We start from the raw sequence: 17,942 nt of genomic DNA, 5'->3' as shown, positions 1-17,942 counted from the left end.
GGCGTCTGCCGCAAGACTTCCCACTTCCTCTGCGATCCATGCCTCGGACCCGAAATCGATGTGGATCGTCTGCCGCCGCCAGCCGTCGGCCGTCCTCGCCACCCAGGAGCGCCGCCTGCGTGCCGACCGATCGCTGTCGAGCAGCGTCCTGAGAATCGCTTGCCGTGTGCCGTTCGTCAAGGCCCTGCCGACCACGGGCCGGGCTGCGAAGCGGTTCGCACCGGCAACGATGATCACCCTACCCCCGGCGCCCGTGGTCGCACTCGACCGTCACTCGAACACCCGGGAACGCCGAAGGGCGACCACCCCAACGGGTGATCGCCCTTCGTGTGACGCCGTCCCGCACGGGACAGCACCGAGTCAGACGGCTCGCAGAACGGGCCGCGGGAGACTCAGCAGGGTCACTTGACCTCGACAGCGGCGCCGGCGCCCTCGAGGGACTCCTTGGCCTTGTCCGCGGCCTCCTTGCTGACCTTCTCCAGAACCGGCTTCGGGGTGCCGTCGACCAGGTCCTTGGCTTCCTTCAGACCCAGCGAGGTCAGCTCACGCACGACCTTGATGACCTGGATCTTCTTGTCGCCCGCGCCGGTGAGGATGACGTCGAACTCGTCCTGCTCCTCCGCGGCCTCGGCGGCGCCGCCGCCCTGGCCCGGGGCGGCAACGGCGACGGCGGCCGGGGCGGCAGCCTCGACGTCGAACTTGTCCTCGAAGGCCTTCACGAACTCGGAGAGCTCGATGAGGGTCATCTCCTCGAACTGCGCGAGCAGCTCGTCCTGGGTGAGCTTCGCCATGGTGGCGGTCCTTCCACTAATCGGCTGGTGCCGGATGTACATTGCGGCGGGCGTACGGGCCCGCTGGACTGCTGAGGGTTCTTACTCGGCAGCCTCGGCGGGAGCCGGCGTACCGGCACCGCCCTGCTCGACCTTCTCGCGCAGCGCGTCCGCAGTGCGGACGAGCTTCGTGAGCGGGGCCTGGAAGGTCGCCGCGGCCTTGGCCGTGGACGCCTTCATGCCACCGGCCAGCTTGGCGAGCAGCACCTCGCGGGACTCGAGGTCCGCGAGCTTTTTGATCTCGTCGGCGGACAGCGCCTTGCCTTCAAGGACACCGCCCTTGATGACGAGAGCGGGGTTCTCCTTGGCGAAGTCACGAAGACCCTTTGCCGCAACTACCGGGTCACCGGTAACGAAAGCGACAGCCGTCGAGCCCGTCAGGAACTCGTCGAGCGTGTTGACCCCGGCCTCCTTGGCCGCGATCTTGGTCAGCGTGTTCTTCACCACACGGTACTGAGCGTTATCACCGAGCGAGCGGCGCAGCTCCTTGAGCTGAGCCACGGAAAGCCCGGTGTACGCGGTGACCACAGTGGCGTTGGAGTTGCGGAACTTGTCCGTCATCTCCGCCACAGCTGCGACCTTGTCGGGCGTCGCCATGGGCCTCGGCCTCCTTCCGGGTGATGATCGTCAACCGACCTCTCGATCGGTCCTGCAAGCCGGACCGCCCGGATCGGGAGCGAGGACGCCCCACCTGACACGCGCACACGACAAACGCCCCGGCGCAGGCGCACGGGGCGTGGCTCGACCGGATGAATCTCTCCACCGGGAGCTGCTACCTCATTCACCTGCACGGGCCGCCCGCGCCAGCGGGGCCTTCGGACGCCGCACACATACTGTGCGCGGTGACGACCAGCGGTCTTTGGCTACGGCGTCAGAGTAGACGGAGCAGGGCTGCGCAGGCAAATCCGCGAAGTCTTCCCTCCCCGGCGGTGGTTCACACCTCTGCCGCTCAGGCTCCGAGATCGGCGAACCGCTCCAGCAGCGGCGCCACGTCGAAGGTGTCCGCCGCGGGCGGCGCCTTCGCGTTCACCTCGACGCCGTAGTCGGAGAGCTTCTGCACCACGGAGATCTTCCCCGCCGGGCTGTCCACGGTGGTGTTGATGCGCAGCGGCAGATCGTCCTTGACCCATGCCTCGATGGTGTAGCTCTTCACCTCGGAGTCACGCAGGTCCTTCAGGAGGGCCGAACGCTCCGCCTCGCTGAGCGAGTCCAGGCCGCCGCCGGCCTCGACGGCCTCGGCGGGGGTGACTGTGCCCCGGTAGTGCTCGGCGGTGGCGCCGTCGACGCGCTCCCGGCCGACGTGCCGAACGTTCGGTGCGGCGCGCAGCAGGGCCATGATCCGGCTCGGGTCCTGGTTGTTCACCTCGCCCAGACCGCCGGCGAGGTCCTTCGCACCGGCCTCGGCGAGCGCGTCGCCGAAGTCGAGCTTCATCCACTCCTTGCCGCCGGGCGCCGTCGCTCCTTTGTCCTGCGATCCGAGGTAGAGGGTGTCCTCCACCCAGACCAGCCGTCCGGAGGCCGGCAGGAGGGAGCTCGCGGCCTCGCCGGTGTCCACTTCGAGGTCGGCCACCAGCGGCCCCCAGCCCATGACGCCGGACAGCCGCACGTCGCCGACGAGTCCGTTCGGCGATTTGACCGTGGTGGTGACCTTCGCGGAGCTCGCCTCGCTTGTCCGCTCGGCCGCCGCGGTCACCGCGCTCACGGCGGCGGGACGGGACTTCTCCGGCGCGCTCTCGGCGTCCTCGCCGGCGGGGCCGTCGCAGCCGACCAGCAGCAGCACTCCGGCCAGCCCGGCGGCGTACACGGTCCTCCTGCGTGTGCTGCCCATGCCCGTCCCTTTCGTCCAACCGTCCGACTGCCGGGCCGAGTTGTCCCGTTCGATCACCGTAGCGCACGGGCTCGAACGACTCCGGCCCCGTTCCCAGGTGGGAGAACGGGGCCGGGGTGTGTGTGAGGCTCGGCTCACCGCGAGGCTCAGACAGCCTCTTCCGCCACCAGGAGGTTGCGGGTGCGGTTGCCGTCGACCGGGATTCCGGAGCCCATCGTGGTGGTGATGGTCGCCTTCTTCACGTAACGGCCCTTGGCCGCGGACGGCTTGAGACGCAGGATCTCGTCGAGCGCCGCCGCGTAGTTCTCCACCAGCGCGGTCTCGTCGAACGAGGCCTTGCCGATGATGAAGTGCAGGTTGGCGTGCTTGTCGACGCGGAACTCGATCTTGCCGCCCTTGATCTCGGTGACAGCCTTGGCCACGTCGGGGGTGACCGTGCCGGTCTTCGGGTTCGGCATCAGACCACGCGGACCGAGCACCCGGCCGAGGCGGCCGACCTTGCCCATGAGGTCCGGGGTGGCGACGACGGCGTCGAAGTCCAGGCGGCCCTTGGAGACCTCGGCGATCAGTTCGTCAGCACCGACGATGTCGGCGCCGGCGGCTTCCGCGGCCACCGCACGGTCACCGGTCGCGAAGACCAGGACCCGGGCGGTCTTACCGGTGCCGTGCGGGAGGTTCACGGTGCCGCGCACCATCTGGTCGGCCTTGCGCGGGTCGACACCCAGGCGCATGGCCACCTCGACGGTGGCGTCGAACTTGGCGGTCGAGGTCTCCTTGGCGAGACGCACGGCCTCAAGCGGCGCGTACAGCCGCGTGCGGTCGATCTTGGCGTCCGCGCTGCGAAGATTCTTGCTGCGCTTCACTTCTGCTCCTGACAGATCTTTGCCTCGCGGACGGGCCGCTGAGGCGGGTGGGAGTCGTGGTACGGGCCAGCGCTTGGCCCTGCCACGGGAGTTCAGGCCACGGGGGCGCTGAGAGACGGCCGGTTTCAGCCCTCGACGGTGACGCCCATGGAACGCGCGGTGCCGGCGATGATCTTCTCGGCGGCGTCCATGTCGTTGGCGTTGAGGTCGGGCATCTTCGTGGTGGCGATCTCACGAACCTGGTCGCGGGTGATCTTCGCGACCTTGTTGACGTGCGGCTCGCCGGAGCCCTTCTCGACACCCGCGGCCTTGAGGATCATCTTCGCGGCCGGCGGAGTCTTGGTGACGAAGGTGAAGGAGCGGTCCTCGTAGACCGTGATCTCCACCGGGATCACCCAGCCGCGCTGCGACTCGGTCGCCGCGTTGTAGGCCTTGCAGAACTCCATGATGTTGACGCCGTGCTGACCGAGCGCGGGGCCGACCGGCGGAGCCGGGTTGGCCGCACCGGCCTGGATCTGGAGCTTGATAAGCCCCGCGACCTTCTTCTTCTTGGGAGGCATGCTCTCTCCGGGTCTTGAGTGAGAGTGTTGGTGTCTGCCCGCCGATGTGCCGCCCCGTGAGGGAACGGCTGGTCGCAGGCATACCGCACAACGATAGCCCCTCCCCCACCGCGCGAGGAAACCGGCTGGTCAGTGCGGTCGAACGGACGGACGAGCCCGGGCCGGGCAGGGACGCGACCGCGCGGGCCCGGACCGTACGAGGCCCCGGTCAGGCCGCCGGGTTCGCGCCACCGGCCTCCGCCAGTACCCGGCGCAGCGTCTCCTCCAGCCCGGTCGTGCAGGAGTGCCGCCGGTCGCCGCGGAACCTGAGGATCCCCTGCTGCTCGGCGTCGTAGAGACCCGTCAGCTCCTGGGCGAACACCCGTGGCAGGCCGGCCTCGACGAGCGCGTCGACCCAACCGGGGCGAGGAATGGTGACGATCTCCAACCGTCGGCCGAGCATCGCCTCCAGCAACTGCGCGACCTCCCGCTCGGTGTACCGAGGGCCCTCCAGGTCCACGACCTCGCTGTGCGTCGGCGGTTCCAGCAGCGCCCCGGCGGCGGCGCGGCCGATGTCGGCGGTGGCGATCATCGGAGTGGGGACGTCGGCGGTGTCGCCGAAGACCGGGTACACGCCCGCTCCGAGCACCGCGGGCAGCAACGTCTCGACCTTCTCCTGGAAGTGCCAGGAGCGGATCGCACTCAGCACGGTGCCCGTCCCGCGCAGGAGGTTCTCCAGATGGCAGAGCCAGCGGATCGGCCCGGTCCCCTCGGCCAGTTCGGCGCCGATCGAGGAGAGCATCACCACGTGCGGCACCCCGCTGTCGGACACCGCGCCGGCGATCGAGTCGGCCAGCGCTCGGTGCTCGGCGTCGCCGCCGGTCGGGACCGTGGGCAGCAGGACGAAGGCGCCGCTGCTCCCGCGCAGTGCCTCGGCGAACGCCTCCCGGTCACCCAGGTCGGCGGTAGCCGTCTCGGCCCCGAGGCGCGCCGTCCGCTCGCCTCTCGACTTCTCCCGCACCACCGCGCGTACGGGCGCGCCCCGCTTCAGCAGTTCCTCGACGACGACGGAGCCGACGTGTCCGGTGGGTCCGGTGATCGTGTACATCTCATTCCCCTCAGCCCTGGCTGCTCTTGCTCGGTTGTCCTCAGTCAACCCTCGGCAGCTGAGCCGATCCATCGCCGATCCGCGCAGTTCCATGTGTTTGCGTCTACAGCTGGCTGGAGCTTCAACCACCCGCGGGAGCAGGGGCGTTCACCCGCGCGGCAGGCGGTGCGGCGGCAGGTGATGAGCAGTGAGCGGTGGGCGGAGGACCGCAGAGCGACAGAGCGGGGGCGCGGAAACGAGAAGCGCCCCGTCCCGCTGTCGTCCAGCGGTCGGGGGCGCTTCTCGATGCCTGCCTGCGAAGCTCAGTTCTTCTGGATCTGGTCGAAGCTCAGCTCGACCGGGGTCTCGCGACCGAAGATCTCCACCAGGCCCTTGACCTTCTTGGAGTCGGCGTTGATCTCGTTGATCGTCGCCTGGAGGGTCGCGAACGGGCCGTCGGTGACGGTGACCGAGTCCCCGACCTCGAAGTCCAGGACCTGGACCTCGACCTTGCGGCTCGGCGCCGGCTTGCCCTCGGCCTCGGCCGCCTCGCGGGCCGCCTTCTCCTCGGCCTCCGGCGCGAGCATCTTGACGACCTCGTCCAGGGTCAGCGGGTACGGGTCGTAGGCGTTGCCCACGAAGCCGGTGACGCCCGGGGTGTTGCGGACGACGCCCCAGGACTCGTTCGTCAGGTCCATGCGCACCAGCACGTAGCTGGGGAGCTTGTTCTGACGGACGGTGCGGCGGTCGCCGTTCTTGATCTGGACAACCTCTTCCTGCGGCACCTCGGCCTGGAAGATGTAGTCCTCGACGTTGAGCGAGACGGCGCGCTGCTCGAGGTTGGTCTTCACGCGGTTCTCGTAACCCGCGTAGGTGTGGATCACGTACCACTCGCCCGGAAGCAGGCGGAGCTCGTCGCGGAGGGCGGCGACCGGGTCGACCGGCTCGGGCTCCTCCTCCGGCGCTTCTTCCTCGCTGTCGGCGGCGTCCGCGTCGGCGGCGGGCGCGGCGCTCTCCGAGGACTCCGACGACTCGGCGACCTCGGCCTCGGCCGACTCGGCGGTTTCCGCGGAGGCGGCAGCTTCGGCCTTGTCCGCGCCGTCCCCTACAGGTGCCTCCGGGGAGGACGAAGCCTCGACGTTGCCGAGCGAGGCCTCGCCGCCCTTGGTGGGCTCGGCAGGCTCGACGACATCGTTCAGGTTCGGGTCAGACACGGTAGCTGCTTCTTCCTGGCTTTATGGATGTGGAACATACGGACCGGCGCCGTCCGGCGCCTCCGTGGAGCGGTCAGCCAAAGACAAAACTGACGACTTCTCCAAATCCATAGTCAATCACGAACACCAGGCTGATGACGATGAGAACGAAGACGATCACGACGAACGTGTAGGTCAACAGCTGACGGCGCGTGGGCCAGACGACCTTGCGCAGCTCGGCGACGATCTGCCGATAGAAAAGCGCGAGGCGGGCGAACGGGCCCTTCTTGCCCCGCTTGCCCCCGCGACGCGGCTTCTTGTCGTCGGAGGACCGCCCGGGCTCGGGAACCTCGGGGGTGTCCGTGATCTCGGCCACTCGTCCTCACCTGATCCGGGGTCATGGCCGTGCAGCGTCGAGTCCCTGCCGCACGGCCGTGCATTTCAGTACGTACGCATGCACGCACCGTGGTGAAGATGCGTGAGCAGGGCCGGAGGGACTTGAACCCCCAACCGCTGGTTTTGGAGACCAGTGCTCTACCAATTGAGCTACGACCCTTTGTGTGTCCCCAACCTACCCCATTCGCAGGACCGCACCTGATTCACACCTGGTACGGACACCGCTCATGGTGACCGGGGCCAACGACGGACGAGTGTACGTGGTCCTGGGCCGGTCGTCGAACACGTAGCTGTGGACGGCCGGTTCGCCCCTGTTCGGGCGGGTGTCGAGCCGCTTCCGTGCCCGCTTCGGAGCGCTTCCGGACCTGCTGCGGGCCGCGCCGGAAAGATCCACGGACGCTCGCTCTCGAGGCGTGCCGGAGCGCGCCCGCGGCGGTCCGGCACACCGCGTCGGACGGCGCGGAGGCCGGGCCGGCGACCGGTCCGCGTATCGGAGTACGGGCCCGGCGTATCGCACTGCGGGCTGATGTGCGCGGATCGTCCCCGGCCTGAAACGATGGCTGTATGAGTGCTACAACTCCTTCCGCACAGTCGGCCCCCGCACAGTCCTCCGCCACCGTGAGCGCGACCGAGCGCCGGGTGTCGGCGCGGATCGGCGCGATCTCCGAGAGCGCGACGCTCGCCGTCGACGCCAAGGCCAAGGCGCTGAAGGCCGCCGGCCGGCCGGTCATCGGCTTCGGCGCGGGCGAGCCCGACTTCCCGACGCCCGACTACATCGTCGAGGCTGCCGTCGAGGCGTGCCGCAACCCGCGGTTCCACCGCTACAGCCCTGCGGGCGGTCTGCCCGAGCTCAAGGAGGCGATCGCGGCCAAGACGCTGCGCGACTCCGGCTACCGGGTCGAGCCGGCCAACATCCTGGTGACCAACGGCGGCAAGCAGGCCATCTACGAGGCCTTCGCCGCGATCCTGGACCCGGGTGACGAGGTCATCGTCCCGGCCCCGTACTGGACGACCTACCCCGAGTCCGTACGGCTGGCCGGCGGCGTGCCGGTGCCGGTCGTGGCGGACGAGACCGTCGGCTACCGGACGAGCGTCGAGCAGCTGGAGGCCGCGCGCACCGACCGCACGAAGGTGCTGGTGTTCGTCTCGCCGTCCAACCCGACGGGCGCGGTCTACTCGCGGGAGCAGATCGAGGAGATCGGGCGCTGGGCCGCCGAGCACGGCCTGTGGGTGCTCACCGACGAGATCTACGAGCACCTGGTCTACGGCGACGCGGAGTTCCACTCGATGCCGGTCGTCGTTCCCGAGCTTGCCGACCGCTGCATCGTGGTCAACGGCGTCGCCAAGACGTACGCGATGACCGGCTGGCGGGTCGGGTGGATCCTCGGCCCGAAGGACGTGGTGAAGGCCGCGACGAACCTCCAGTCGCACGCGACCTCCAACGTCAGCAACGTCGCGCAGGCCGCCGCGCTCGCCGCCGTGTCCGGCGGCCTGTCGGCGGTGGACGAGATGCGTGCCGCCTTCGACCGCAGGCGGCGGACGATCGTGCGGATGCTGAACGAGATCGAGGGCGTCGACTGCCCCGAGCCGGAGGGCGCGTTCTACGTCTACCCGTCGGTCAAGGGCCTGCTGGGCAAGGAGATCCGGGGCCGGCGCCCGCAGACCTCGGTGGAGCTGGCGGCGCTGATCCTGGAGGAGGTCGAGGTCGCGGTCGTACCGGGCGAGGCATTCGGCACCCAGGGGTACCTGAGGCTGTCCTACGCGCTCGGCGACGACGATCTGACCGAGGGCGTCTCGCGGGTGCAGAAGCTCCTCGCGGAGGCTTCCGACTGAGGTCGCACTGCTGAGTGCTGCCGCTGGGTCGCACCGCCCAGTGCCGGCGGTCTTCCGGCGTGATCGGGGTGTTCCGGGTTCTTCCGGAACACCCCGATCTGCGTTCGGTTGCGGGCGCGGAGATGTTCGGTTCGGCGCTCGTTCGGGGAAACGGACTTCCGACCCTGTCGACAATGCGGCAAGATCCTGGAATGCAGCAGCAGTTTTCCGGGGAGCGTCCCCCTCAGCCCCGTGCACATGTTCGTGATGTCCGTCAGCTGCCGAAGGCGCATCTCCATCTGCACTTCACCGGCTCCATGCGGCCGGGCACCCTGCTCGAACTGGCCGAGAAGTACGGCGTCCACCTGCCGCCGGCGCTGAGCGGGGCGGAGCCTCCCCGGCTCAGGGCCACCGACGAACGCGGCTGGTTCCGCTTCCAGCGGCTCTACGACATGGCCCGGTCCTGTCTGCGCGAGCCGGAGGACATCCAGCGCCTGGTGCGCGAGGCCGCCGAGGAGGATGTGCGGGACGGCAGCCGCTGGCTGGAGATCCAGGTCGACCCCACCTCGTACGCGCCGCGTCTGGGCGGTCTGATCCCCGCGCTGGAGATCATCCTCGACGCCGTCGCCGCCGCCACCCGCGACACCGGTCTGCCGATCCGGGTGCTGGTCGCGGCGAACCGGATGAAGCATCCGCTGGACGCGAGAACGCTCGCCAGGCTCGCGGTGCGGTTCAAGGACCGGGGCATCGTCGGCTTCGGGCTCTCCAACGACGAACGCCGGGGTTTCGCCCGGGACTTCGACCGTGCCTTCGCCATCGCCAGGGAGGGCGGGCTGCTCGCCGCGCCGCACGGCGGCGAGCTGTCCGGGCCGTCGAGCGTGCGCGACTGCCTGGACGACCTGCACGCGGGCCGGGTCGGCCACGGCGTGCGGGCCGCGGAGGACCCGCGGCTGCTGGCGCGGCTGGCGGACGCGCAGGTCACCTGCGAGGTGTGCCCGGCGTCCAACGTGGCCCTGGGGGTCTACGAGAAGCCCGCCGACGTGCCGCTGCGCACGCTCTGGGACGCGGGGGTGCCCATGGCGCTCGGCGCGGACGACCCGCTGCTCTTCGGCTCCCGCCTGGCGGCGCAGTACGAGCTCGTGCGCGAGCACCACGGCTTCACGGATGCCGAACTGGCCGAGCTGGCACGTCAGTCGGTGCGCGGCGGCCGTATCGACGAGCCCGAGCGCAAGGCGATCCTGGCGGACATCGACGCCTGGCTCGCGGCGGAGCCGGTCGGCGGCTGAGCCCCCGGGCGGGCGGGACACCACGGGCACGCGTCGGCCCCCGCCCGGGCCCCTCGCGGGCGTGCGGCGCACGGCCGCCTGCCGGGCCCCGCGTCGGCGTGCGTACCGGCCTGCCGCTGCGGCACGGCCGTGCGGCTGCGCAGGGGCGTGCAGCCGCGCACCGGCCTGCCGCTGCGCGCGGGCGCGGGCGCAGGCCCCGGCGGCGCGGGGTCAGAGCGAGCAGCCCACCGTGACCGGCTCGTTGACCAGCGTCACACCGAAGGCCGCGTGGACGCCGTCGCGCACCTCGCGGGCCAGCGCGAGCAGTTCGTCGGTGCGGGCCTCGCCGCGATTGGTCAGCGCGAGGGTGTGCTTGGTCGAGATCCGTGCGCGGCCGGTGCCGTATCCCTTGGTGAAGCCGGCACGGTCGATCAGCCAGGCCGCGGAGGTCTTCACCCGCCCCTCCCCCGCCGGGTACGCGGGCGGTGCCGTGTCCGGCCCGAGGCGCTCGGCGGCGCGGGCGAGGAACTGCTCGTGCTCGGCGACGGTCAGTATCGGGTTGGTGAAGAAGGAGCCCGCAGACCAGGTGTCGTGGTCCTCGGGGTCAAGCACCATGCCCTTGCCGGCCCGCAGCTTCAGCACCGTCTCGCGGGCCTGCGCGGCGGGCACGCGGTCGCCGACCGAGACGCCCAGCAGCCTCGCGGTCTCCGCGTAGCGCAACGGTGCGGAGAGGCCGTCGGCGTCCTCCAGCGCGTAGCGGACCCGGAGCACGACGAAGCGGTCCGGCTCCGACTTGAAGCGGCTGTGGCGGTAGGAGAAGGCGCACTCGGCGGCGGGCACGGTGACCAGGCGGCCCTCCCGGCGGTCGTACACGTCGACCTCGGTGACGGTGTCGGCGACCTCCTGGCCGTAGGCGCCCACGTTCTGGATCGGGGTGGCGCCGGCCGAGCCGGGGATGCCGGCCATGCACTCGATGCCGGCCAGTCCCGCCTCCACGGTGCGGGCGACGGCCTCCGACCAGTTCTCACCGGCGGCCAGTTCGAGGTCGGTGCCGTCGAGCCGGAAGCCGCGGGTGGCGATCCGCAGGGCGGTGCCGGGGAAGCCCTCGTCACCGATGACCAGGTTGCTGCCGCCGCCGACGATCAGCAGCGGAGTGCCGCGCTCGTCGGCCTCCCGCACGGTCGAGACGACCTCGTCGTCGGTGGTGGCGGTCACCAGCACTCGGGCGGGACCGCCCAGCCGCAGTGTGGTGAGCGGGGCGAGGGGGGCGTTGGATTCTTCCTGCACGGGCACAGACTACGGCGCCGCCGTGCCCGCGCCCGCGGTGGACGGGGTGCACGGACGCGGCGGCGCGGTGCCTCAGGCCAGTCGTACGACGGCCTGCGCGCGGCCGAGTACCTTCTGGCCCTTGCTGGTCGCGGTCAGGTCGACGCGGACCGTACGGGCCTCGTCGTCCAGCTTGGCGGCGACCTTGGCGGACACCTCGATCAGCGCGCCCTGCTCGTCGTTGGGCACCACGACGGGGCGGGTGAAGCGGACCCCGTAGTCGATCAGCGCGCCGGGGTCGCCGGCCCAGTCCGTCACCACGCGGGCGGCGGAGGCCATGGTGAGCATCCCGTGCGCGATGACGTCCTCGAGCCCGACCTTCCTGGCGAAGGCCTCGTTCCAGTGGATGGGATTGAAGTCGCCGGAGGCGCCCGCGTAGCGCACCAGCGTCTCCCGGGTGAGGGGGAAACTGCGCGGAGGCAGCTCGGTGCCCTTCTCCACGTCGGCGTAGGCGACCCTGGCGGTCATCGGTGTGTGCGCCGTCATCTCAGCTCTCCTCCAGCGAACGCGAGACCAGCTTGGTGAAAGCGGTCACCACCAGCTCGCCCGACTCGTCGTGGACATCGCCGCGGATGTCCAGGATGTCGTTGCCGGCAAGGGACTTGATCGCCTCGATGGTCGAGGAGACGGTCAGCCGGTCGCCGGCCCGCACCGGGCGGTGGTGGACGAACCGCTGGTCGCCGTGGACCACCCGGTCGTAGTCCAGACCGAGCTGCGGATCGTGCACGACGTCCTGGGCGGCGCTGAAGCTGATCGCGAAGACGAAGGTGGGCGGCGCGATCACGTCGGGGTATCCGAGGGCCCTCGCCGCTTCCCGATCGGTGTGGACGGGGTTGTCCTCGCCGATCGACTCGGCGAATTCCCTGATCTTCTCCCTGCCGACCTCATAGGGATCGGTCGGCGGATAACTCCGGCCGACGAATGCCTGATCGAGCGCCATGACCCCGTGCCTCCTGATGTTTCCGCCGACCGACGGAGCCGGTCATCTGAGAGAACCGGCCCGAACGGGATCGAGCCCGGACCGGGCCGAACGAACGGATTCGAACGTGTGCGAACCGCTTCGATGAACGAACAACACCGCCGGAACGTGCCGGGACACAGACTCGATCGCAACGAAATCCGGCGTGCAACGCCCGGAGGCCGCCCCCCTGTTACGGGGACGGCCTCCGGAAGCGAGCCTTGTTTATCGCGTCTCGCGGTGCGCGGTGTGCGCCTTGCAACGCGGGCAGTGCTTCTTCATCTCAAGACGGTCCGGGTTGTTACGCCGGTTCTTCTTGGTGATGTAGTTCCGCTCCTTGCACTCCACGCAGGCCAGCGTGATCTTCGGGCGGACGTCGGTGGCAGCCACGTGAGTGCTCCTTGGACGCGGATGGACAGGTGATTAACACAGAAAGAGTAGCCGATCGAAGGGACCGACCCCACAATCGGCTACTGAGAGTGAGTAGCGGCGACCGGACTTGAACCGGTGACACAACGATTATGAGCCGTTTGCTCTACCGACTGAGCTACGCCGCCACGATGTGAGGGCCACCCGCCCGAAGGCGGACGGCCTTGCACATCAGAGCCCCAAAACGGAATCGAACCGTTGACCTTCTCCTTACCATGGAGACGCTCTGCCGACTGAGCTATTGGGGCGAGCGAGGAAGACATTACACGCTCTGCCGCCGAACGTGAAATCCGTATCCGCGGCCCCCGCGAAGGCCCTTCCGACCCCCGCCGGACGCGCCCTCCGCCCCGCTCCCCGAGCCGCAACACACCACGTCCGTACGACTATTCCCGGCCTGCCGGGGTGCGGACGGAGAGCGTCCTACCCTCGATCCATTCCAAGATCACGCGGCATCCCTCCGGGGTGCCCCGCGTCCATCCGCGCGGGTGCGCGCCCCGCACACACCCGCCAGAGCGAGCGGGAGTCCGATGGCCGACAGTCAGCCGCAGGGGCCGGGAGTGCCCGACCAGCCCAGCCCCACCCCGACCGGCAAGGGCTTGCTGCTCACCGGCGCCCGGCTGAAGGACGGCCGCACCGTCGACGTACGGCTGCGCAACGGACGGATCGACGCCGTGAGCACCGCGGGCAGCCTGCCCCGCGCGGAGGCCGACGGGCCGCCCCGGATGGACCTCGCCGGCTATCTGCTGCTCCCCGCACCCGCCGAACCGCACGCCCACCACGACACCGCGCTCACCGCCCCCGCCCGCGGACTGCCGCCCTCCCGCAAGCCCGCGCACATCCAACGGCGCACCACCGACGCGGCGTTGCTCCAGCTCGGCCACGGCGCGACCGCCGTGCGCACCCATGTGCCGATCGGCGGCCGGGACGGACTGACCACCCTTCAGGCCGTGCTCGCCGCCCGGCGGGCCCTGCGCGGGCTGACCGAACTCACCGCCGTCGCCGTGCCCAGACTGCTCAGCGGGATCGCCGGCGCGGACACGGCGGCGATGGTCGAGGACGCGGTGCGCATGGGCGCCACCGCCATCGGCGGCTGCCCCGATCTCGACCCCGACCCGGCCGAGTACACCGCCACGCTGCTGGACATCGCCGCCGAGCACGGCTGCGCCGTCGACCTGCACACCGACGCACGCGATCCGTCCCGACTGGCCGAACTGGCCGGCGCCGTCGGCGGGATCGGAGCCGCCGTCACCGTCGGCCCGTGCGGCGGCCTCGGCCGGATGACGGGCCGCACGGTCGCGGACGTCGCCGACCGGCTCGCCGCCGCGAACGCGGCCGTCACCCTGCTGCCGCAGGGCGGCTGCACGCTGACCGACCGCCAACTCCCCTGCTCCGCACCGCCGTTGCGCGTGCTGCAGGAGGCCGGCGTACGGGTGGCGGCCGGCAGCGGCGCCCTGCGCGACACGGCGAACCCGGTGGGCCGCGGAGACCCGCTGGAGGCCGCGTACCTGCTCGCCGCCCAGGGCACCGCGAGCGCGGCGGAGGCGTACGAGGCGGTCAGCACCGGCGCCCGTACCGCGCTCGGCCTGCCCGCGGTACGCGTCGAACCGGGCTTCCCGGCCGAGCTGTTGGCGGTGCGCGGCGAGACGCTGGAGGGCGCGCTGTCGCTGGCGTACAGCAGGGTCGTACTGCACCGGGGCCGAGTCGTCGCCAGGACGAGCGCGGTGCGCGAGTTCTGCGACGCCGACGCGGCCGGCACGCCCGAACTGCCGCGCCAGGCGCAGGGGTAGCGCCGGTGCGGCCGGCACCGGCGTAACGTCGGAGCATGCGCACAGTAATCGCAGGTGGAGCCGGACAGATCGCCCAACGCCTGGAGCGGCTGCTCCGCTCCCGGGGAGACACGCCCCTCGGGCTGATCCGGAGCCCGCAGAAGGCCGACCTGGTACGGGAGGCGGGCGCCGAACCGCTCGTCTGCGACCTGGAGTCGGCCTCCGTCGAAGAGGTCGCCGAGCTGCTGCGGGGCGCGGACGCGGCGGTGTTCGCGGCCGGCGCGGGACCCGGCAGCGGCGAGGCGCGCAAGGAGACCGTCGACCGCGCGGCGGCCGAACTGTTCGCCGACGCGGCGGCACGGGCGGGCGTACGGCGACTGCTGATCGTCTCGGCCATGGGCGTCGACGGCGAACCCCCGGCCGACGTCGACCCGGTGTTCGCCACGTACCTGCGGGCAAAGGGCGCCGCCGACGCAGCCGTCCGGGCACGCTCCGACCTGGACTGGACGATCCTGCGGCCCGGCCGTCTGACCGACGACCCCGGCACCGGCCGGATCGAGCTCGCCGCGCACACCGGGCGTTCCGAGGTGACCAGGGACGACGTGGCGGCGGTACTGCTCGCGCTGCTGGACGAACCCCTGTCGGTGGGACACACCCTGGAGCTGGTCAACGGGGATGTGCCGGTCGCCGAGGCCGTCGCGGCAGCGGTGCGCTAGCTCCGCCCCGGGCGGGCGGTGCGCCGGCTCCGCCCCGGGCGCCGCGGCCGAAGCCACCGGCCGCGGCGGCCGTCTGTGGCGGCCCGCGGCGGCGGGCGGTCGAGGCGGCACGCTGAGGCGCTCGGCCGGCGCTCGGCGCAGGTGCCGACCCGTCGGTGCTCCCCGGGGCGGCCGGGAAGCAGCTGCGGGGCGCCCGCGCCGTTCGAGCACCGCACACGGGTTGAACGTCTGATGAAGAGTGTCGAGAACACCGGATGAAGAGTGTTTCAGGACTGCGCGCTCCGGCCCGTTACCTGCTGACCCGACGCTCCCGGCCCCACTAGCGTCCGCGGCATGAGCCTCCTCAGCAAAGCCGCACGCCCCGTCCTCGACCGCATCGACCGGCGCATCGACCGCAAGGTGCGCAGCGAACTGCGCGACACCAGGGACGAGTTGAAGCGTCTCAGGGAGCAGCAGCACAGCGTCGAACTGCTGCTCGGCAGCGACGGCCGCCGATTCAACCGTCACCCCGGGCCCGGCCAGATCACCGCCGTGACGAAGCAGGTCGCCGACGTCACCGGCGAGAAGCACGCGCGCCGCGCCGTCATCCAGGCGTACCGCACACTCGTCGAGGCGGAGAACCGCGGCGTCGGCCGGATCGCCGGCGGCACCTCCAACATTCTCGGCAAGCTCGCCACCACACCGCTGCTGCGGCCGCCCAACGGCCGGGTGCTGGAGATCGGCACCCTCTACGGGCTCTTCGCCGGCTGCCTCGCCCGGCAACTGCTGCGCGCCGGCATCCCGTACGAACTGACGATCGTCGACCCGATCGCCTCCGTACAGCTCCAGGAAGAGATGACGATCGACGTCGACGCCTCCGGCACCCCGATCAACGAGGACGTCGTACGCGCCAACCTGCACTACACCGGCGTACTCCCCGACCGGCTCCGCCTCTTGCGCGGCTACTCCACCGCCCCTCGGATCCACACCGCGCTCGCCGGCAGCGAGTTCGGCGTGATCGTCGTCGACGGCGACCACTCGGCACAGGGCGTCAAGGCGGACCTCGACTGGGTCGAGCAACTGGCCGCGCCCGGCGCGGTGATCGTCGTCGACGACTACGACGACCGGGTGTGGCAGGGCGTCAAGGAGGCCACCGACAAGCACCTCGCCGACGGCGGCACCCGACTGCGGAAGATCGGCCAGGTCACCACCAGCGCCTTCCTCCGCGCCGAGTAGCCCACGCGGGAGGCGGGGTGGGCGGGGACGTCCCGCGGTGGCCACGGCCCCAGCCCGGCCCCGCTGCCGCACAGAACCCCGGTCACCCAACCCCGCTCCCCGCGCGCATTCGGGGACGGCCCCGGGATCTCGCGGATCGCACAGCCGATGGACTGCCGCCCCACCGCACGCGGGGACGAAGCCGACGGCAGGGGCTGCGCCGATCATCGCGGACCGGTCCGCGTACACGAGGAGTTGAGGCCGGGCGAAGTGGCACACAGTGGCCGGGACCCCGTACCCCGAGGAGGAGCGGCAACGGAGCGCGGCCCGTCCGGGCGGGGTGCGCGCGGAAGCCGAAGGGCGCCCAGCCGGGGTGGGGTGCTGCGAAACCAGGATTCGAACCTGCGAAGGCTGAGCCCGCAGATTCACATCGGGCTCCTCCATGAGCCGCTGGCCAGGCCGCCTCATACGCCAGCAGTCGTCTCGGGGGACGGATGGGGGAACGCTCAGCACGGCGCAGGCTTGATCGCGTACCGTGCTTGAGCAGCGGACTACACCTAAGGGGAGAAATGTCCGATTCTCCAATAGTTGCTCAGCCCGTACTCCTCTTCGGATAAACCCGCAGGTCAGCAAGACTGCTCCCCGCGCACGCGGGGATGGTCCCTGCACACACGATCAAGAGGACAGAGACCATGACTGCTCCCCGCGCACGCGGGGATGGTCCCGTGTGGTCGTCCTCGGTCACGGCCGTCTTGACCTGCTCCCCGCGCACGCGGGGATGGTCCCGGCGAGGCCAACGGCCGGTTCTCGAATCAGCGCTGCTCCCCGCGCACGCGGGGATGGTCCCTTCGGGCTCGCCCCGCCCAGGCCACAGGAGGACCGCTCCCAGCGCACGCGGGGATGGCCCCAATCCGGACGCGAGGCTAGGACGCGGCTCGCTCTGCTCCCCGCGCACGCGGGGATGGTCCCAGTTTCATCAGCATGGGCAGGGCGAAGATCGCCTGCTCCCCGCGCACGCGGGGATGGTCTCCACCTACCGACGTCGGTAGGTGCTCCGACGCACTGCTCCCCGCGCATGCGGGGATGGGTCCAGCGCCTGGGAGCTTGCGACGAATCGTGCGTTTGGAGGCGTGGATGTCACAAGCCAGTCCCCGAGGAACATTCCGGGTGGTGCCGATCAACTTCGCGAGCTGGTTCAGGACAGCCGGCTACTCGAGAAGTTGCCGTCTAAAGCCGAGTTGACGCGGAGACACAGCGTCGGCCGGGGCACTGTCCGGCGGGCGCTGAACGTACTGGCCGCCGAGAGGTTGGTGGAGTCGGTACCTGGGGTGGGCTGGCGGGTGGTGAGTGGTGCCGACCGGCATCGTCCGTTGAATGAACGACTGGCCGAAGTAATCGCAGCCGACGAGTTTCAGGTAGGCGCCCGATTCCCTTCGGAGGCCCAGCTGTACGCGGTGTGAGATGTCGCGCGCTGCGGTTCGTCGCGCGCTCGCGCAGCTGGAAGTGCAGGGGATGCTGGAGGCTGAGGGGCGGGGCTGCACGGGGAGTTGGAGTTGGAACGGCCTGAGCTGGTGGACGCGCTCGTCCACTGGGACAGGACGTCGACCTCGCCCGGCGACCGTACGACGACGCACGAGCGGTTGGACGAGGTCGTGGCGGCGGTACGGCCTGGATGCTGTCGAGGGGCGGCTCGCCCAGCGGGTAGCACAGTGCCGACCGCGAGGGGGCCGGGCCGTGGTC

18 protein-coding genes, 3 tRNA genes and 1 CRISPR repeat array are annotated in these 17,942 nt (G+C 70.7%); of the genes, 6 read left to right on the top strand and 15 right to left on the bottom strand.

Annotated elements, in window-relative coordinates:
* Window positions 1-401: 401 nt before the first annotated feature.
* The 9 genes from rplL to MTQ01_RS05230 form a co-directional block, all read right to left on the bottom strand.
* Window positions 402-791: a 50S ribosomal protein L7/L12 gene (gene rplL, locus MTQ01_RS05270; protein WP_247487080.1), complete on the bottom strand. Its 390-nt coding sequence runs from the start codon at window positions 789-791 to the stop codon at window positions 402-404.
* Window positions 792-872: 81 nt separating this feature from the next.
* Window positions 873-1,427 (bottom strand): 50S ribosomal protein L10, encoded by a 555-nt coding sequence (gene rplJ / locus MTQ01_RS05265; RefSeq protein WP_247487079.1) that lies wholly within the window; start codon window positions 1,425-1,427, stop codon window positions 873-875.
* Window positions 1,428-1,779: 352 nt separating this feature from the next.
* A complete protein-coding gene (locus tag MTQ01_RS05260; RefSeq protein ID WP_247487078.1) occupies window positions 1,780-2,658 on the bottom strand; it encodes a hypothetical protein in 879 nt (292 codons plus the stop codon).
* A 146-nt stretch (window positions 2,659-2,804) separates the two neighbouring features.
* Window positions 2,805-3,521, bottom strand: a complete 717-nt coding sequence (gene rplA, locus MTQ01_RS05255) for a 50S ribosomal protein L1 (RefSeq protein ID WP_247487077.1) — start codon at window positions 3,519-3,521, stop codon at window positions 2,805-2,807.
* A gap of 125 nt (window positions 3,522-3,646) precedes the next feature.
* Window positions 3,647-4,081: a 50S ribosomal protein L11 gene (gene rplK / locus MTQ01_RS05250; RefSeq protein ID WP_247487076.1), complete on the bottom strand. Its 435-nt coding sequence runs from the start codon at window positions 4,079-4,081 to the stop codon at window positions 3,647-3,649.
* Window positions 4,082-4,289: 208 nt separating this feature from the next.
* Window positions 4,290-5,168 (bottom strand): NmrA family NAD(P)-binding protein, encoded by an 879-nt coding sequence (locus MTQ01_RS05245; protein ID WP_247487075.1) that lies wholly within the window; start codon window positions 5,166-5,168, stop codon window positions 4,290-4,292.
* A 302-nt stretch (window positions 5,169-5,470) separates the two neighbouring features.
* On the bottom strand, window positions 5,471-6,361 hold the full coding sequence (nusG, locus tag MTQ01_RS05240; RefSeq protein ID WP_247487074.1) for a transcription termination/antitermination protein NusG: 891 nt from the start codon (window positions 6,359-6,361) through the stop codon (window positions 5,471-5,473).
* Window positions 6,362-6,434: 73 nt separating this feature from the next.
* Window positions 6,435-6,716 carry a preprotein translocase subunit SecE gene (gene secE, locus MTQ01_RS05235; RefSeq protein ID WP_247487073.1) on the bottom strand — a complete coding sequence of 94 codons (282 nt, stop codon included), beginning with the start codon at window positions 6,714-6,716 and terminating at the stop codon, window positions 6,435-6,437.
* Between the two features lie 107 nt (window positions 6,717-6,823).
* Window positions 6,824-6,896: transfer RNA gene (locus tag MTQ01_RS05230), tRNA-Trp, on the bottom strand.
* 404 nt (window positions 6,897-7,300) lie between these two features.
* Here MTQ01_RS05230 and MTQ01_RS05225 point away from each other — a divergent pair.
* Entirely contained in the window at window positions 7,301-8,569 is a 1,269-nt protein-coding gene (locus tag MTQ01_RS05225) for a pyridoxal phosphate-dependent aminotransferase (RefSeq protein WP_247487072.1), read from the top strand.
* A 191-nt stretch (window positions 8,570-8,760) separates the two neighbouring features.
* Window positions 8,761-9,834 (top strand): adenosine deaminase, encoded by a 1,074-nt coding sequence (locus tag MTQ01_RS05220; protein WP_247487071.1) that lies wholly within the window; start codon window positions 8,761-8,763, stop codon window positions 9,832-9,834.
* A gap of 210 nt (window positions 9,835-10,044) precedes the next feature.
* Here MTQ01_RS05220 and MTQ01_RS05215 read toward each other — a convergent pair whose 3' ends face one another.
* The 6 genes from MTQ01_RS05215 to MTQ01_RS05190 all read right to left on the bottom strand — a co-directional run bounded on the left by MTQ01_RS05215 (window position 10,045) and on the right by MTQ01_RS05190 (window position 12,774).
* Entirely contained in the window at window positions 10,045-11,100 is a 1,056-nt protein-coding gene (locus MTQ01_RS05215; RefSeq protein ID WP_247487070.1) for a UDP-N-acetylmuramate dehydrogenase, read from the bottom strand.
* 72 nt (window positions 11,101-11,172) lie between these two features.
* On the bottom strand, window positions 11,173-11,607 hold the full coding sequence (locus MTQ01_RS05210; protein WP_247487757.1) for a MaoC family dehydratase: 435 nt from the start codon (window positions 11,605-11,607) through the stop codon (window positions 11,173-11,175).
* A 19-nt stretch (window positions 11,608-11,626) separates the two neighbouring features.
* Window positions 11,627-12,079 (bottom strand): MaoC family dehydratase N-terminal domain-containing protein, encoded by a 453-nt coding sequence (locus MTQ01_RS05205; RefSeq protein ID WP_247487069.1) that lies wholly within the window; start codon window positions 12,077-12,079, stop codon window positions 11,627-11,629.
* Between the two features lie 243 nt (window positions 12,080-12,322).
* A complete protein-coding gene (rpmG, locus tag MTQ01_RS05200; protein ID WP_006347275.1) occupies window positions 12,323-12,487 on the bottom strand; it encodes a 50S ribosomal protein L33 in 165 nt (54 codons plus the stop codon).
* Between the two features lie 94 nt (window positions 12,488-12,581).
* A tRNA-Met gene (locus MTQ01_RS05195) sits at window positions 12,582-12,654 on the bottom strand.
* Between the two features lie 47 nt (window positions 12,655-12,701).
* A tRNA-Thr gene (locus MTQ01_RS05190) sits at window positions 12,702-12,774 on the bottom strand.
* 279 nt (window positions 12,775-13,053) lie between these two features.
* Here MTQ01_RS05190 and MTQ01_RS05185 point away from each other — a divergent pair.
* The 4 genes from MTQ01_RS05185 (at window position 13,054) to MTQ01_RS05170 (ending at window position 17,662) form a co-directional block, all read left to right on the top strand.
* Window positions 13,054-14,313, top strand: coding sequence for a hydrolase (locus MTQ01_RS05185; protein ID WP_247487068.1), 1,260 nt, complete (start codon window positions 13,054-13,056; stop codon window positions 14,311-14,313).
* Between the two features lie 35 nt (window positions 14,314-14,348).
* Window positions 14,349-15,008: an NAD(P)H-binding protein gene (locus tag MTQ01_RS05180; RefSeq protein ID WP_247487067.1), complete on the top strand. Its 660-nt coding sequence runs from the start codon at window positions 14,349-14,351 to the stop codon at window positions 15,006-15,008.
* 333 nt (window positions 15,009-15,341) lie between these two features.
* Window positions 15,342-16,223: a class I SAM-dependent methyltransferase gene (locus MTQ01_RS05175; protein ID WP_247487066.1), complete on the top strand. Its 882-nt coding sequence runs from the start codon at window positions 15,342-15,344 to the stop codon at window positions 16,221-16,223.
* A gap of 614 nt (window positions 16,224-16,837) precedes the next feature.
* Window positions 16,838-17,293: a CRISPR direct-repeat array (repeat unit 29 nt; unit sequence CTGCTCCCCGCGCACGCGGGGATGGTCCC).
* 39 nt (window positions 17,294-17,332) lie between these two features.
* Entirely contained in the window at window positions 17,333-17,662 is a 330-nt protein-coding gene (locus MTQ01_RS05170; protein WP_247487065.1) for a winged helix-turn-helix domain-containing protein, read from the top strand.
* Window positions 17,663-17,942: the final 280 nt, after the last annotated feature.

Source organism: Streptomyces sp. XM4193 (assembly GCF_023072595.1).
Lineage (GTDB): Bacteria > Actinomycetota > Actinomycetes > Streptomycetales > Streptomycetaceae > Streptomyces.
This window is presented reverse-complemented; position numbering and strand designations above follow the sequence as displayed.